Below are 14,919 nucleotides of genomic sequence, written 5' to 3'. Positions count from 1 at the left end.
CAATGAAGAGCTCCGGCCAGGATTTCCTGGCCGGAGCTCTTCATTGTCCGCCGAAGCCGTACCCGCCGGGGCGGCACCTGGCGGGTCAGGGTACGCCTCTACCGGACGTCGTCGTCAACCCAGTCCATGGACTTGGTGATGGCCTTCTTCCAGAGGCGCATCTGGCGTTCCCGCTCGGCCTGGTCCATTTGCGGCTCCCACCGCTTGTCCTCTGCCCAGTTGGCCGAGCACTCGCCCAGGTCCTTCCAGAATCCGACCGCCAGGCCGGCCGCGTAGGCGGCGCCCAGCGCGGTCGTCTCCACCACCTTCGGACGGATGACCGGCACGCCGAGAATGTCCGCCTGGAACTGCATGAGGGCGTCGTTGGCGACCATGCCGCCGTCGACCTTCAGCTCCGTCAGAGGCACGCCGGAGTCGGCGTTGACGGCGTCCAGCACCTCGCGGGTCTGGAAGGCGGTGGCCTCCAGGGCCGCGCGGGCGATGTGGTTCTTGTTCACAAAACGGGTCAGGCCCACGATGGCGCCGCGGGCGTCCGAACGCCAGTACGGCGCGAAAAGGCCGGAGAACGCCGGCACAATGTACACGCCGCCGTTGTCCTCCACCGAGGCCGCGAGGGTCTCGACCTCCGGAGCGCTGCTGATCAGGCCGAGATTGTCCCGCAGCCACTGGATGAGCGAACCGGTGACGGCGATGGAGCCCTCCAGCGCGTAGTGCGGCGGCGCGTCGCCGAGCTTGTAGCCCACGGTGGTCAGCAGCCCGTTCTTGGAGTGGATAATTTCCTCGGCCGTGTTAAAGATCAGGAAGCAGCCCGTGCCGTACGTGTTCTTGGCTTCCCCGGCATCGAACGCCGCCTGGCCGAACGTGGCCGCCTGCTGGTCGCCCAGGATGCCGGCCACAGGAACCTCGCGCAGCAACTGGGAGGTGTGCACCGTGCCGTAGACCTCGGAGGAGGACTTGATGGCCGGCATCATGGAGGCCGGGACGCCGAACGCGTCCAGGATCTCCTGGTCCCAGGACAGCGTCTCCAGGTCCATGAACATGGTCCGAGAGGCGTTGGTCACGTCGGTGACGTGCACTCCGCCGTCGATCCCGCCGGTCAGGTTCCACAGTACCCAGCAGTCGGTGTTGCCGAAGACGAGGTCGCCGGCCTCCGCCTTGGCCCGGGCGCCTTCGACATTGTCCAGGATCCACTTGATCTTGGTGCCCGAGAAGTAGGTCGCCAGCGGCAGGCCCACCTTCTGCTTGAAGCGGTCCGCGCCCCCCTCTTTCGCGAGCTCGTCAACGATCGGCTGGGTGCGGGTGTCCTGCCACACGATGGCGTTATAAATCGGCTCGCCGGTGGTCTTGTCCCACACAACGGCCGTTTCGCGCTGGTTGGTGATGCCGACGGCGGCGATGTCGTGACGCGTCAGGTTCGCCTTGGACAGGGCCGAGCCAATCACTTCGCGGGTGTTGTTCCAGATTTCAGCGGGATTGTGCTCCACCCAGCCGGCCTGGGGGAAGATCTGCTCATGCTCCATCTGGCCCGAGGAGACAATGCTGCCGCTGTGGTCGAACACGATGGCGCGCGTGCTCGTGGTGCCCTGGTCGATTGCAACTACGTACTGGTTCATATTGACGTCCTTGTCTGGTTGGCGTGGCAGTTGAACTGGCAGTTAGTGACTGTTAGTGAGGGATTACGGGGACGATGATCGGAACGACTGCTGCCACGAGGCCGCCGAGTCCGCCGCCGATGAGGGGGCCGACAACCGGGATCCAGGAGTAGCTCCAGTCGCTGGAGCCCTTGCCCTTGATGGGAAGCAATGCGTGCGCGATGCGCGGGCCGAGGTCACGGGCGGGGTTGATGGCGTAGCCGGTGGGGCCGCCGAGCGAAACACCGATGCCGACAACCAGCAGGGCCACCGACAGCGGGCCGAGTCCGGAAGGCGTGCCGCCGAAGGTCAGGATGACGAACACGAGGACAAAGGTGCCGATGATCTCGGTGATCAGGTTCCACTGGTTGGAGCGGATCGCGGGGCCGGTGGAGAAGACTGCCAGCTTGCCGGCGGGCTCGGACTCGAGATCAAAGTGTTGCTTGTGGGCCAGCCACATCACGACGGCGCCGAGGAAGGCACCGGTCAGTTCACCACCGAAGTACGTAAGGGTCGAGGCGAAGTCAACCGGAACGCCGGGAGCGTACAACCGCTTGCCGTTGAGCAACAGACCAAAGGTGACCGCGGGGTTCAGGTGCGCACCTGAGATGGAAGCAACATAGACACCGCAGAAGACGGCAAGGCCCCATCCCCAAGTCACCATCAGGAACCCGCCGTTGTTGCCCTTGGTGCCTCTGAGCGCAACGTTGGCCACAACGCCGCAACCCAGCAGGGTCAGCATTGCGGTACCGAATACTTCGGACAGGAAAACTATTCCAAGAGACATCTTTGACTCCTCTATTTTCTGTTGTCGGCCTCCGCGAGTTTGGAAGCCGTGGGGCCGGCAGCATGTTCGTGCTGCCGGCCAGCCACTGCGCCGGCCGCCGGGGCGGACCGCGCAGTGCTTGCACCCGGGCTTCCCCGCCCGGGCACGCAAGCCGTATCAGGCGACCAGGCTGTGGACCTGGACGCGGTGGAACCGCTCAAGCACCTCCTGCGTGTGGCTGATCTCCTTGGCCCGGCGAGCCGCGTCCCAGCCGAGCGGGCCCGAAAGTGTGTCGGCAACTTCATTCAGCAATTCCCCGGTCACGAGTCCCCGGAACGCCAATGAGGTGCGGCGGATGAGGACGTCCACGAGGTGTCCGACCTGCTCGTGCGCCGCCATGAACTCCAATTCGCGGGTGCTGAGCTCGCGGGTGGAGTGCAGCGGCCTGTCGGGTGCACCGGCCTGGTCCGCATCCAGGAATCGGATGACTTCCTCGGCGCGGGTCCCGTAGCGGGTCAGCAGCCCGGTGACGCGGGCGGCATCGCGGCCGGCCGACATATGGGCTTTGATCCAGCGCTGGACACCGTCCTCGCTGTCCGGGAACCCGGCGCCGCCGCCGATGGCGAGCTTCGCCGTCGAGACCTTCCGTTCCATGCCGAGTTCGGCGAGGACGTCGTTGCTCAGGTGCTCGGCCAGGGCCCGGAACGTAGTCCACTTGCCGCCCACGAGGCTCAGGACGGTCCGGCCCGCCGCAGCACGGCGTTGGATCCTGTAGTCCCGGCTGACGAACCCAGGCTGGGTGGCGTCATGCTTCGGAAGCGGGCGCACGCCGGAGAAGGTGTAGACAACCTGTTCCCGGTCCACTTGGATGCCTGGGAACACGTGCCCGATCAGGTCAAGGAAGTAATCGATTTCCGCCTCGGTGCAGACGGCGTCCTGGGCCATGTCGGCGTCGACGTCGGTGGTGCCGACCAGGACGCGGTCCCCCATCGGATAGATCAGCACGATCCGGCCGTCGGTGTGCTCGAAGAAGATTTCTCGGCCGTTGCACGCCTCCAGCAACTCCGGATGGTCCAGCACGATATGCGACCCTTTGGTTCCGCCCATGAACGACGACGCGGCCCCCATCGCTTCGTTGGTCAGGTCGACCCAGGCGCCGGTGGTGTTCACGATGACGTCGGCGGTGAAGTCGAACACTTCGCCGGTCAGCTCGTCGCGCAGCTGGACTGTTGTACCGGTGCTTTCGATGGTGCCGGTGCCGGTTCCGGCTGTGGCGCCGTCCGCGGCACCCGTCGAAACGAGCGAGACATAGTTGCTGGCCCGGGCCATGCCGCTGTCCGCACCGCCAGCCTTCTCGCCGTCCTGGAGCACGTCCAGGGTGAGGCGCTCGGGGTTGTGGACGGAGGCGTCGAAGTAGGTGGCCGCGTATTTGATCCCGGGGTGGAGGCGGGGCAGCTCGGCCAGGGCGCGCTTGCGTCCGAGGAACCGGTGCCGCGGAACCGTGCCGCCGTCGCGGGAGAAGAAGTCGTACATGCTCAGGCCCAGCTTGATCAGGAACGCTCCGCGCTCTGTGTGCTTGCCCTGCTTGTGGGTCAGGAAGCGCATCGGGGCGGCCAGCACTCCGGAGAAGGTGCTGAAGATCGGGATCGTGGTCTGCAGCGGTTTGACGTAATGGGGTGCGATCCGCAGGAGCCTGTTGCGCTCGACCACGGACTCCTGGACGAGGCGGAATTCGCCGTTTTCGAGGTACCGGATGCCGCCGTGGATCATGTGGGAGGAGGCGCCACTGGCGCCCTGGCAGTAATCGCCACGCTCAACGAGCGCCACATCGACGCCCTGCAGGGCAAGGTCACGGAACGTGCCCACCCCGTTGATTCCGCCGCCGATGATCAAAACCTGCGCGTGCCGCCGCGTCCGCAACGTATGCACTGAGGCGCGATCGTTCGCCGGTGTGCCGACTGAGTCCTTCTGTCCCAAAACTGCTCCCTTGGGTTTGGTTCTGTGCGGCACGCCCGGGGCGCGGCGCCGTTCAACACTATTCTTTGGACTAATGGAAAATGGAGTCAAGCACTATGCACAAACGTGCAGACGGGAAATTTCATGACGCGTTCACGCCAGTCCGACGCCCTTCGCGCGGCCCAGCTGTATTACCTTCAGGACCTGACCATGGACGCCATCGCCCGCGAGCTCCGGACGTCCCGGTCCACGGTTTCGCGGCTGTTGTCGGCGGCCCGGGATTCGGGTCTGGTGCAGATCCAGATCCGCAGCCCGCTGGACACCGGGCCCGAACTTGAGAGCATGATCCGCGCCGAATTCAGGGTGGATGTCCACGTTGTTCCGGTGGTGGACACCCTTAATGAGGCGGAAACACTGGACCGTGTGGCGATGCAGGCGGCCCGGACGATCGGGCCGCTGGTTGACTCCAACGCCATCATCGGCGTCGCGTGGGGCTCCACCCTGAGCGCTGTGAGCCGGCACCTGACCCGCAAGATCACCCATGACAGCGTGATCGTCCAGCTCAACGGCGCTGGCAACATGCAGACCACCGGCATCACCTACGCCTCCGACATCATGCGACGGTTCGGCAGCGCCTACGGTGCACGGGTGGAACAATTTCCCGTCCCGGCTTTCTTCGACCACGCCGCGACCAAAACAGCCATGTGGAATGAGCGCAGTGTTCAGCGGATCCTGGAGCTGCAGGCCCGGATGAGCATCGCGATCTTTGGTGTCGGATCGGTCGACGCCGACTATCCCAGCCACGTCTACGCCGGCGGCTACCTCGATGAAGACGACCTGAACGTCCTGGCGACCTCCGACGTGGTGGGCGATGTTGCCACGGTGTTCTTCCGCGGTGACGGATCATCGGACGGCATCACACTCAACGAGCGGTCCACCGGCCCGGACCTGGCCCAGCTCCGTCAGGTGCGGCGCCGCATCTGCGTCGTGTCCGGCGCCTCCAAGATCAACGGGCTCCGGGGCGCGCTGGCGGCGGGGCTGGCCACCGACCTGATCCTGGATGAGGCCAGCGCCCGCAGGCTGGTCCGGTTCGACGGGCTGTCCTGAGTGGCCACGGCGAACCGTGACTGGTGCGGCCGGCGTTACCGGGGGTCCGGCGGTCCGGCGCTCGCCAGCGCCAGTAGGTAAAGTCATTGTCATGAAACTCTCCCCCCGGCTGACCCTGAACAACGGCGTATTGATCGACCGGCTGGGATTCGGGCTGTACAAGGTCCCCCCGGCCGACGCCGCCAGCCTGGTGACCATGGCGGTCGAGGCCGGGTACCGGCACTTCGACACCGCCGCCATGTACGGCAACGAGACTGGTGTTGGGAAGGGCATCGGTGCCCTGTCCGGATTTGAGGGCACGGGCGGTGAGCCCGGGGAAACCGCGCCCTACGTTTCCCGCGAGGACCTCTTCGTCACTACCAAGGTCTGGAATGACGACCACGGCTACGACGCCACGATGCGGGCGTTCGACACCTCGATGTCCAACCTCGGCCTGGAATACATCGACCTCTACCTGATCCATTGGCCGTGTGCGCGGCGTGGCCTGTTCCCGGACACGTACCGGGCCCTGGAGACGCTGTACCGTGAGGGCAAGGTCCGTGCAATCGGCGTCTGCAACTTCCAGCCGCAACACCTGGACCGGCTCCTGCAAACGGCCGAGGTGGTACCGGCCGTGAACCAGATCGAGCTTCATCCCTGGCTGCAGCAGGATGAACTGCGGGAAAAGCACGAGGTGCTGGGCATCCGCACCGAGGCGTGGAGTCCCTTGGGCCGCGGCCAGGTGCTGAAGGACCCCGTAATCCTGGCCCTCGCCGCCGAACACGACCGCACCGCGGCGCAAATCATCCTCCGCTGGCACCTGCAACTTGGCAACATCGCCATCCCCAAGGCCAGCTCGTCCGGGCGGATCCGGGAAAACTTCGAGGTTTTCGACTTTGAGCTCACCCCGCTGGACATGTCGGAGATCGGCGGCCTCGAACGCGGCTTCCGGACCGGCTCCCACCCCGACAACGTCGCATAGGATTCGAACCAATGGAACAAGTGGAAACCGGATCCTCACGCACGCCCCTGTTCAGCGGCGGACTTGACGCCCGCACCCGGGCCGCGTCCGCCGAGGTTGACGGCGCCAGGATCGCCTACTGGGTCTACGAACCCGTCCGCGTCACCCCGGAGACCCGCACCATCTTGGTGGTGCACGGATTTCGCGGCGACCACCACGGCCTGCTCCGGGTGGCGGACCAGCTGACAGACATGCGCCTGATCATGCCGGACCTGCCGGGCTTCGGCAGCTCGGCCGCCTTCGAGGGAAACGAGCACAGCGTTCCCGCCTACGCCAGATTCCTCGGCGGCTTCATAGCCGCGCTGGGCCTGGGCGCGGATACCGTCCTGCTGGGACATTCGTTCGGGTCGATCATCGCCAGCCACTTCGTGGCGGCCAACCCCGGCGCCGTGGCCGAACTGATCCTGGTCAATCCCATCGCGGCGCCCGCCCTCGAAGGGCCCAAGGGCCTGATGACGAAGCTTGCGGTGCTCTACTACGAGGCCGCGGCGCGCCTCCCCCAGCGGCTCGGGCTGGCCCTGCTGCGCAGCCAGGTGATCGTGCGGGTGATGAGCGTGACCATGGCCAAGACCGGGGACAAGGACATCCGCCGGTTCGTGCACGCCCAGCACAGCGCGTACTTCTCCTCTTTCGCGGACCGGGACAGCCTGCTGCAGGCCTTCAAGGCCTCCGTCGGCAGCAACGTCACAGAGGTGGCTGCCGAACTGACGCTGCCCGTGCTGCTGATCGCGGGAGAGAAGGACGAGATCGCCATGCTGGCGGACCAGCACAAACTCGCGGCGCGGCTTCCGGACGGGAGGCTGGAGGTCATTCCCGGCGTCGGGCACCTGATCCACTACGAAACCCCCGACCCCGCCGCCCGCTACATCCGACGCTTCCTAAAGGACCACGCCGCGTGAAAATTCTCATCGATGCTCGCTTCACCCGGCTGGACCAGCACGACGGCATTAGCCGCTACGGCGCCAGCCTGATCGCGGCGACCGCCAAGATCGCCGACGTCTCGATGCTGATCAGCGATCCCCGCCAACTCGCGCTCCTGCCGGACGTTCCGTACACGGTGATCAACAGCCCCCTGTCCCCGGCCGAGCTCTTCGTGGCGGCGAAGGTCAACAAACTGGGCGCGGACGTGGTGGTGTGCCCCATGCAGACCATGGGCAGCTGGGGCCGCAAGTACGCCCTTGTGCTGACCCTGCACGACCTCATCTACTACGAGCACCCCACCCCGCCCGGGTTCCTGCCGGCCCCGGTCCGGGTCCTGTGGCGCCTCTACCACAAGGCCTTCTGGCCCCAGCGGCTCCTGCTGAACAGGGCGGACATCGTGGCGACCATCAGCTCCACCACGGCGGCCCTGATGGCAAAGTACCGGCTCACCCGGCGCCCGGTCAGGATTGTGGGCAACGCTCCCCAGCACGGCCACACACCGCGCGACCCGGGGGCAGGGGCCGACAAGACCCTGCTCTATATGGGTTCCTTCATGCCCTACAAGAACGTGGAGACGATGATCCGCGGCATGGCGGAGCTGCCGGACATGACGCTCCACCTGCTGAGCCGCATCACTCCGGAGCGGCGGGCCGAACTGGAGGCCCTGGCCCCGGAGGGCGCAAACATCGTCTTCCACAACGGCGTGACGGACGCCGAGTACGAGGCCCTCCTGGCGCGCACCACAGCCCTGATTAGCCTGTCCCGGGCCGAGGGCTACGGGTTGCCGCTCGTCGAGGCAATGTCGCACGGCACGCCGGTGATCGCCAGCGACATCCCGATCTTCCGGGAAGTCGGCGATGACGCCGTCAGCTACGTGCACGCCGACTCGTCGTCGGAGTTTGCTGGGGCGGTGCGCGAACTCGAGGACCCCGACCTGTGGAAGGCCCGTTCCCGCCGTTCGGTGGAGCGGGCAGCCGACTTCAGCTGGGACGAGTCGGCGCGGCGGCTCGTGGCCGTCGCCGAAGAGGCCGTCGCGCTCCGGAGCCGGAACAAAAGCTAGCTCTGGCCGCGGCTAGAGGACGTCCACGCCGTCCAGGCGCAGCTGCACCGGGTCGTCGCTGCGCTTGGCTGCGGCTGCCGCCTTGACGGCCCGCATGACGGCCGTGGCGTCCGCGGCCTGGGCGTAAGGGATGAACAGCAGGGTCCGGACCTCCTCGCCGGCATCCCGCGGCGAAGAATCCCGTGACGCCGCGCGGCTGGCCCCCGCGGCGGCCGGCAGGATGAGGGGCGCGGGCCCGGCCGTCCGGAGGACGGTTCCCTGCGCCGCCAGCCGCTGCTGAATGGCATCGGTGAAATGGCCGACGGCGGTCCTGCCGCCGGTGACGGAGGCGACCCGCACGGCGGGCGGCAGCTGCAGCTCCTGCCGCAGTGCCAGTTCCCGGCTGGCGTACCCGGCGGGATCCCAGCGCAAGAGGGCCCCAACGCCGGCGGCGTCGTCGGCGGTAATGACCACCAGCCCGCCGTCGTGTGCCGGCCGCACCAGGGCTGCGGCGTTGAACCAGCGGCGGACTGCGTCCTCCCCCGCCCTCAGGTTTTCCCGGCGCAGCAGCGAGTCGCCGTCGAGCAGCAGGGCTGCGGCGTAACCGCCGGTGGCCACCGGTTCGGCACCGACGGTGGCAACCACGAGGGCGGCCGTCGCCGGAACGGTGGCCTTGATCTGGTCCCCGGAGGAGGTGATGACCGGTTTCCCCGGGAAGGCCCGGCCCAGCTCCTCCGCCGTGCGGAGGGCACCCGTGGCGCCACGCCGGAGGCGGACACCGTTGCACGTGCCGCAGCGCCAGGCCGGGGCGGGGGCCGAGCACCAGCGGCATTGCGGTACGGCGCTGCTCCCGCCCGGACCGGCGATCGCCAGGGGCCCGCTGCAGGCGGTGCAGCGCGCCGGTTCCCGGCAGCTTTCGCACACCAGCGAGGGGGCGTAGCCGGCCCGGGCCACTTGGACCAGGACAGGACCCCGGTCCAGGCCCTCCTTGGCAGCCCGCCAGGCCGCGCCCGGGAGGCGGGCGATGCGGGCGAGCGGGTCATGCTCGAGTTCATAGCTGTCGGCCGTGTTCAGGACGCGCGGGACGGTGCGCCGGAGGACGGTTCGCTCCGCTTCCACGGCCTGCGCCCAGCCGGAGGCGACCAGCCGTTCCGTTTCGGTGCTGCGCGAGTGGGCCGCGAGCAGGCACGCGGCGCCCTCCTGGCCCGCGCGGAGCAGGAGGACCTCGCGGGAGTGCGCGTACGGGGAGCGCTGCTCGATGTGGAGGTCGTCGCCGTCGTCCCAGCAGACCACGAGCCCGAGGTTCCGCACCGGCGCGTAGGCCGCGGACCGCGTGCCCACGGCCACCCCGGCCGCGCCGCTGAGGACGCGCAGGAAACTCCGGTAGCGCGGCGTCTGGCCGTCGTCCGCGGTAAGCCGGGCGACGTCGCCGGCAGGAAGGAGTTCCAGCAGGGCAGACTCGACACGGTCGAGGTCGCGGTAGTCGGGCACCACCACCACGGCGCCGCGGCCGGAGATCCGCACCGCCGCCACCGCCTCGGCGACCATCCGCGGCCAGCCACCGGGCCCGTACCCCTGCAGGGCGGTCAGCACGGCCCGGGGCGACTCCCCCGCGGCGAGGTGCGCGATGAACGCCGGCCCGTTGCGGTAGGTGGCCCAGACGCTGCCCGCGGCTGGTGACGGAAGCGACACGGCGGTCGCAAGACCGAACATCTCAGTACCGAACAGCTCGGGGTCGAGCCGGCCGTCCGGGGCGAATTCCTTTTCCAGTTTGGCCATGCGGGGCGGCACGGCAACGCGCAGGACATCGCTGACCGTTCCGGCGTACCGCGCGGCGATCCGGCCGGCGAGCTCGGCCACCGCAGGGGTGAGGACCGGGACGGCCGAGAGTACTTTGTGCAGCGGCACGAGCGGGTGGCCGGCGTCGGACCCGGCGGTGCGTTCCAGCAGGTAGCCGGCCAGTTCCTGCCCGTTGAACTTGACCTTGACCCGGGCTCCGGGCACGGCTTCGGCGTCGAGGGCGGCCGGCACGCTGTAATCGAATGGCCGGTCCAGGTGTGGCAGCGAGGATTCGATCAGCACCCGCGCCACCGGCAACTGTGCGGCAAGGGCGGGCCCCGACGCTTCCGCGGCGGAGGCGGGAAAGCCCTGGAGCAGGGACAGCTGCTGGGGCTCGCCGGGCGCGCCGCCGGCAGGACTGGGACTCACGGCTCGCACCTCCCCTTGGGATCGTTCGGCAACAACACCGGCTAACTAACAAAACCGGCTAAACAAGAAGACCGGCTAAATATGAACCGTCCAGATGCCAGCCGTCCATATATGCACCGGATATGCACCGGCTAAATTGCATGTAGCCAGGCCACCGGAGGGCGGCCTGGCTACAGCACATCACACAGGACTGACAAATCTCACCGTAAACAACCCGACAAGAGGCTTCGGACGGTGTGGGCCTGGCCTCAGGCGTTGAAAAACGCCTTCAGCTCGTCCACCCGGTCCAGGCGTTCCCAGGTAAAGTCCGGGTCTTCGCGGCCGAAGTGCCCGTGGGCGGCGGTCTTGGCGTAGATCGGGCGCTTCAGGTCGAGAGCGTCGATGATGGCCCGGGGGCGCAGGTCGAAGATCTCGGCGATCGCGGCGCTGATCCGCGCCGGGTCCACGGTTTCGGTTCCGAACGTCTCCACGTAAGTTCCCACCGGGCGGGCCTGCCCGATCGCGTAGGCGATCTGGATTTCGGCGCGCTTGGCAAGGCCGGCGGCCACCACATTCTTGGCGACCCAGCGCATGGCGTACGCGGCCGAGCGGTCCACCTTCGACGGATCCTTGCCGGAGAACGCGCCGCCGCCGTGGCGGGCCATGCCGCCGTAGGTGTCGACGATGATCTTGCGGCCGGTGAGGCCGGCGTCGCCCACGGGGCCGCCAATGACGAAGGCGCCTGCGGGGTTCAGGATGTTGTGGGCCCGTGAGGTGTCCAGGTTGGACAGCGCCATGACCGGCCCCACCACGTGCTCGGCGAGGTCGGCCCGGAGCCGGTCGAGGCTGGTGCCTTCGGCGTGCTGGCTGGAGATGACGACAGTCTCGACCGAGACCGGCCGGTCGCCGTCGTAGCCCACCGTGACCTGCGTCTTGCCGTCCGGGCGCAAGTAGGCGAGTTCGCCGTTCTTGCGGACCTCGGTCAGGCGCTCGGACAGCCGGTGCGCGAGCCAGATCGGCACGGGCATGTAGGACGGCGTCTCGTCGCTGGCGTAGCCGAACATGAGGCCCTGGTCGCCGGCGCCCTGGAGGTCGTAGTCGTCCTCCTGGCGTCCCTCACGGGCTTCGAGCGAGTTGAACACGCCGCCGGCGATGTCGTTGGACTGCTGGCCGATGGACACCGAGACGCCGCACCGGGCGCCGTCGAAGCCGTTGGCCGAAGAATCGTACCCGATGCCCAGGATGGTCTCCCGGACAATCTGGGGGATCTCGACGTAGGCGTCGGTGGTGACCTCGCCGGCCACGTGGACCAGCCCGGTGGTGGCCAGCGTCTCCACGGCAACCCGGGACTCGGGGTCTTTGGCGAGCAGGGCGTCAAGGATCGCATCGCTGATCTGGTCACAGATTTTGTCGGGGTGGCCCTCCGTCACCGACTCGGACGTGAAGAGCCGGAGCGCGGCGGGCGTGGACCCGTGGAAGGCGGGGATGTGCAGCGGTAAAGTCACTCAACTACCTTACTGGTTGGAAAACGGACGTCCGGCGGCGTGTGTCCCCGTGCTAAGGAGATGTTGGTTACGCCGGGCTATGCCGGCGGTACAGCCCGGCTCAGCTCGGCGCTGATCCGGTCGATCACGGCAGCCGCGACGTCGGATTTGGAACCCGACGCCTCTTGGGGTTCGGAGCCGTCGCGGGAAAGGATGACTACGGAGTTCGTGTCTTCGCCAAAGACCTTGTCCCGGCCAACCTGGTTGACGACCAACAGGTCACAGGCCTTCCGCTGCAGCTTGGCCCGGGCATACTCGAGGACGTCGCCCCCGGCGTCGCCTGTTTCGGCGGCAAAGCCGACGATCAGCTGGTCCCGCGACGCGGCGTCGCGGACCTCCACCAGTTCCCGCAGGATGTCGGGATTGCGCACCAGGTTAATCACCGGATCCGCGACGTCGTCGCGCTTCTTGATCTTGGTCCCGGAGACGTCCGCGGGACGGAAGTCCGCGACGGCGGCGGCCATGATGACGACGTCGGAATCGGCGGCGGCGTGCAGCGCCGCCTTCCGCAGCTCCAGGGCGGTCTCGACCTGGACGACCTCGACGCCGGCGGGCGCAGGGACCTCCATGTGGGCAGCGAGCAGGCGGACGCGGGCGCCGGCCTCGAGGGCGGCCGCGGCCAGGGCCACGCCCTGCTTGCCCGAGGAGCGGTTGCCGAGGAATCGCACGGGGTCCAGCGGTTCCCGGGTGCCGCCGGCACTGACGGTCACCGTGAGACCGGCCAGAGCACGGACCGCCAACGGCGCCGCTGACGGACCGGCGGCCAGGACAGCGTCCACGTCCGGCTGGGCCGCGCCGCCCGACTCCCCCGCCTCGGCAGCAGATGCGCCTGCGAGGGCCATTGCGGCGGTGAAGATCGCCTCGGGCTCGGGCAACCGGCCGGGACCGGAGTCGGCGCCGGTCAGGCGGCCGCTCGCGGGTTCCAGCACGGTGACGCCGCGGCTGCGCAGGGTTTCGACGTTGGCCTGGGTGGCAGGGTGCTGCCACATTTCGGTGTGCATGGCCGGGGCCATGAGCACCGGGCAGTCGCCGGCCATCAGCAGGGTGTTGGTGAGTAGGTCATCGGCTTGGCCGGTGGCCGCACGAGCCAGGAGATCGGCCGTTGCGGGGGCCACGACGATCAGTTCGGCCTCGTGGCCGAGCCGGACATGGTTGACCGTGTGGACGGCGTCGAACACGCTGTTGCTCACCGGGTGCCCGGAAAGGGCCTCCCACGTGGCGACGCCGACGAAGCGGGTGGCCGCCTCGGTCGGGATGACCGTGACGTCGTGCCCGGCTTCAGTAAAAAGCCGGAGGAGCGACGCCACCTTGTAGGCGGCAATCCCTCCCCCGACTCCGAGGACTATGCGCACGTGATCTCCGTCAGCAGGCAGTCTGTTTACTTGGCTCTTCCCGCGGAGGGAATTACTCTGCGGCTTCGATCGGCGTGGAGACGAGCTTGCCTTCGTTGATCTCGCGCAGCGCGATCGACAGGGACTTCTCGTTCAGCTTGGTGTCGACCAGCGGGCCAACGTACTCGAAGAGGCCCTCGTGCAGCTGGGCGTAGTACGCGTTGATCTGGCGTGCGCGCTTGGCACCGAAAATCACCAGTCCGTACTTCGAGTCGGCGGCCTTCAGCAGCTCGTCGATCGGCGGGTTGATGATGCCTTCAAGGTTCGTGGACACGAATTCTCCAAATTCTAACGGGCTGATGGCTTCCCGCGGCTAGTGCGGGTGGGGGGTCAGCCCCATGAGTGAAACAAGCTCGTCCGCTGCCCGGCGAACGTCGTCATTAATAACGGTGTGGTCGAACTCCGGTTCAGCAGCAAGCTCTACTTTACCGGTTTCCAGCCGCCGCCGCTGTTCCTCGGCGCTTTCCGTGCCGCGGCCCACAAGCCGACGCACTAATTCGTCCCAGCTCGGGGGCGCCAGAAACACGAACTGCGCATCCGGAACGGCCTGCCTTACCTGGCGCGCTCCCTGCAGATCGATTTCCAGAAGCACCGGGCGGCCGTCGGCGATGGCCTCGTTGACCGTGCTCTTCAGGGTGCCATAGGTGTTCTGTCCATGTACCACGGCCCATTCGAGGAATTCGCCTGCAGCCACCAGGGACTCGAACTCCTCCTTCGACTTGAAGTAATAGTGCACTCCGTCGATTTCCCCGGGCCGCGGAGCCCGGGTGGTAGCCGAAACGGACAGCCACACCTCGGGGTAGTTGTCCCGGATGTAGGTGGACACGGTGCCTTTGCCAACAGCCGTCGGGCCGGCGAGGACTGTCAGTCCCGGTTTCTTGCTCACATATTCCTTCGGCGGTGGGGGCAGCTCGGCGGAACGAGCTATTTGTCGTCAATAAAATCTACCAGCGCCCGGCGCTGGTGGATTCCCAGGCCGCGGACCCGTCGGGATTGCGCGATGCCAAGCTGGTCCATGATGGCGGCCGCCCGGACCCGGCCGATCCCGGGCAGGGCTTCGAGCAGCTCCACAATTCTCATGCGGGCAATGGCGTCGTCGGTTTCGGCGGCACTGATGACTTTGGCAATAGACAGTTCCCCCGTCTTGAGGCGCTCCTTTGCCTCGGCCCTGGTGGCCCTTGCGGCAGCGGCCTTGCGGAGGGCGTCGGAACGCTCCTGCGGAGTGAGGGGTCTCAAACTCACTGGAAGTCCTCCCTGCATGGCGGGACGGGGCACTCGTGCCCTTGCCCCGAACCTACCGTCTGGCGGCGGCAGAAATCAATGGAAATCTGCGGACGCCAGCAGGCCGAAGCTGGCCGCCGTCCGGAAAGCCCGCGG

The 14,919-nt window shown here is 67.5% G+C and carries 13 protein-coding genes; 4 read left to right on the top strand and 9 right to left on the bottom strand.

What is annotated here, in order from left to right; all coding sequences use genetic code 11:
- Positions 1-98: 98 nt before the first annotated feature.
- From glpK to M2428_RS10450, 3 genes are all read right to left on the bottom strand, one after another.
- Positions 99-1,613: a glycerol kinase GlpK gene (gene glpK / locus M2428_RS10460; protein WP_277525884.1), complete on the bottom strand. Its 1,515-nt coding sequence runs from the start codon at positions 1,611-1,613 to the stop codon at positions 99-101.
- A 52-nt stretch (positions 1,614-1,665) separates the two neighbouring features.
- Entirely contained in the window at positions 1,666-2,418 is a 753-nt protein-coding gene (locus M2428_RS10455; protein ID WP_277525883.1) for an MIP/aquaporin family protein, read from the bottom strand.
- Between the two features lie 156 nt (positions 2,419-2,574).
- The gene (locus M2428_RS10450; RefSeq protein ID WP_277525950.1) at positions 2,575-4,326 is read right to left on the bottom strand and encodes a glycerol-3-phosphate dehydrogenase/oxidase; all 1,752 of its coding nucleotides are present in this window, start codon (positions 4,324-4,326) and stop codon (positions 2,575-2,577) included.
- Positions 4,327-4,497: 171 nt separating this feature from the next.
- Here M2428_RS10450 and M2428_RS10445 point away from each other — a divergent pair, with 171 nt between their 5' ends.
- The 4 genes from M2428_RS10445 (at position 4,498) to M2428_RS10430 (ending at position 8,441) form a co-directional block, all read left to right on the top strand.
- Complete coding sequence (locus M2428_RS10445) at positions 4,498-5,460, top strand: sugar-binding domain-containing protein (RefSeq protein WP_277525882.1); 963 nt, start codon at positions 4,498-4,500, stop codon at positions 5,458-5,460.
- A 91-nt stretch (positions 5,461-5,551) separates the two neighbouring features.
- Positions 5,552-6,421: an aldo/keto reductase gene (locus M2428_RS10440; protein WP_277525881.1), complete on the top strand. Its 870-nt coding sequence runs from the start codon at positions 5,552-5,554 to the stop codon at positions 6,419-6,421.
- 11 nt (positions 6,422-6,432) lie between these two features.
- Positions 6,433-7,359 carry an alpha/beta hydrolase gene (locus M2428_RS10435; RefSeq protein ID WP_277525880.1) on the top strand — a complete coding sequence of 309 codons (927 nt, stop codon included), beginning with the start codon at positions 6,433-6,435 and terminating at the stop codon, positions 7,357-7,359.
- Entirely contained in the window at positions 7,356-8,441 is a 1,086-nt protein-coding gene (locus tag M2428_RS10430) for a glycosyltransferase family 1 protein (RefSeq protein WP_277525879.1), read from the top strand. Before M2428_RS10435 ends, M2428_RS10430 begins: the two co-directional genes overlap by 4 nt.
- Before the next feature lie 12 nt (positions 8,442-8,453).
- On the opposite strand, the gene M2428_RS10425 is transcribed toward M2428_RS10430, so the two are convergent.
- From M2428_RS10425 to mihF, 6 genes are all read right to left on the bottom strand, one after another.
- On the bottom strand, positions 8,454-10,628 hold the full coding sequence (locus tag M2428_RS10425) for a primosomal protein N' (protein ID WP_277525878.1): 2,175 nt from the start codon (positions 10,626-10,628) through the stop codon (positions 8,454-8,456).
- A gap of 248 nt (positions 10,629-10,876) precedes the next feature.
- A complete protein-coding gene (metK, locus tag M2428_RS10420; RefSeq protein ID WP_277525877.1) occupies positions 10,877-12,112 on the bottom strand; it encodes a methionine adenosyltransferase in 1,236 nt (411 codons plus the stop codon).
- Between the two features lie 77 nt (positions 12,113-12,189).
- Positions 12,190-13,503: a bifunctional phosphopantothenoylcysteine decarboxylase/phosphopantothenate synthase gene (locus M2428_RS10415; RefSeq protein WP_277525876.1), complete on the bottom strand. Its 1,314-nt coding sequence runs from the start codon at positions 13,501-13,503 to the stop codon at positions 12,190-12,192.
- A 52-nt stretch (positions 13,504-13,555) separates the two neighbouring features.
- The gene (rpoZ, locus tag M2428_RS10410; RefSeq protein ID WP_090581074.1) at positions 13,556-13,816 is read right to left on the bottom strand and encodes a DNA-directed RNA polymerase subunit omega; all 261 of its coding nucleotides are present in this window, start codon (positions 13,814-13,816) and stop codon (positions 13,556-13,558) included.
- A gap of 39 nt (positions 13,817-13,855) precedes the next feature.
- Positions 13,856-14,428, bottom strand: coding sequence for a guanylate kinase (gene gmk / locus M2428_RS10405; protein ID WP_277525875.1), 573 nt, complete (start codon positions 14,426-14,428; stop codon positions 13,856-13,858).
- A 38-nt stretch (positions 14,429-14,466) separates the two neighbouring features.
- A complete protein-coding gene (mihF, locus tag M2428_RS10400) occupies positions 14,467-14,784 on the bottom strand; it encodes an integration host factor, actinobacterial type (protein ID WP_277525874.1) in 318 nt (105 codons plus the stop codon).
- Between the last annotated feature and the right edge of the window lie 135 nt (positions 14,785-14,919).

This window comes from Arthrobacter sp. ES3-54, from assembly GCF_029504395.1.
Taxonomy (GTDB): Bacteria; Actinomycetota; Actinomycetes; order Actinomycetales; family Micrococcaceae; genus Arthrobacter.
This window is presented reverse-complemented; position numbering and strand designations above follow the sequence as displayed.

Excerpts from the sequence above, each read along its gene's own strand:
- M2428_RS10455 (WP_277525883.1), bottom strand. The coding sequence starts at position 2,418 with ATGTCTCTTGGAATAGTTTTCCTGTCCGAAGTATTCGGTACCGCAATG.
- glpK (WP_277525884.1), bottom strand. The coding sequence starts at position 1,613 with ATGAACCAGTACGTAGTTGCAATCGACCAGGGCACCACGAGCACGCGC.
- M2428_RS10435 (WP_277525880.1), top strand. The coding sequence starts at position 6,433 with ATGGAACAAGTGGAAACCGGATCCTCACGCACGCCCCTGTTCAGCGGC.
- M2428_RS10440 (WP_277525881.1), top strand. The coding sequence starts at position 5,552 with ATGAAACTCTCCCCCCGGCTGACCCTGAACAACGGCGTATTGATCGAC.
- M2428_RS10445 (WP_277525882.1), top strand. The coding sequence starts at position 4,498 with ATGACGCGTTCACGCCAGTCCGACGCCCTTCGCGCGGCCCAGCTGTAT.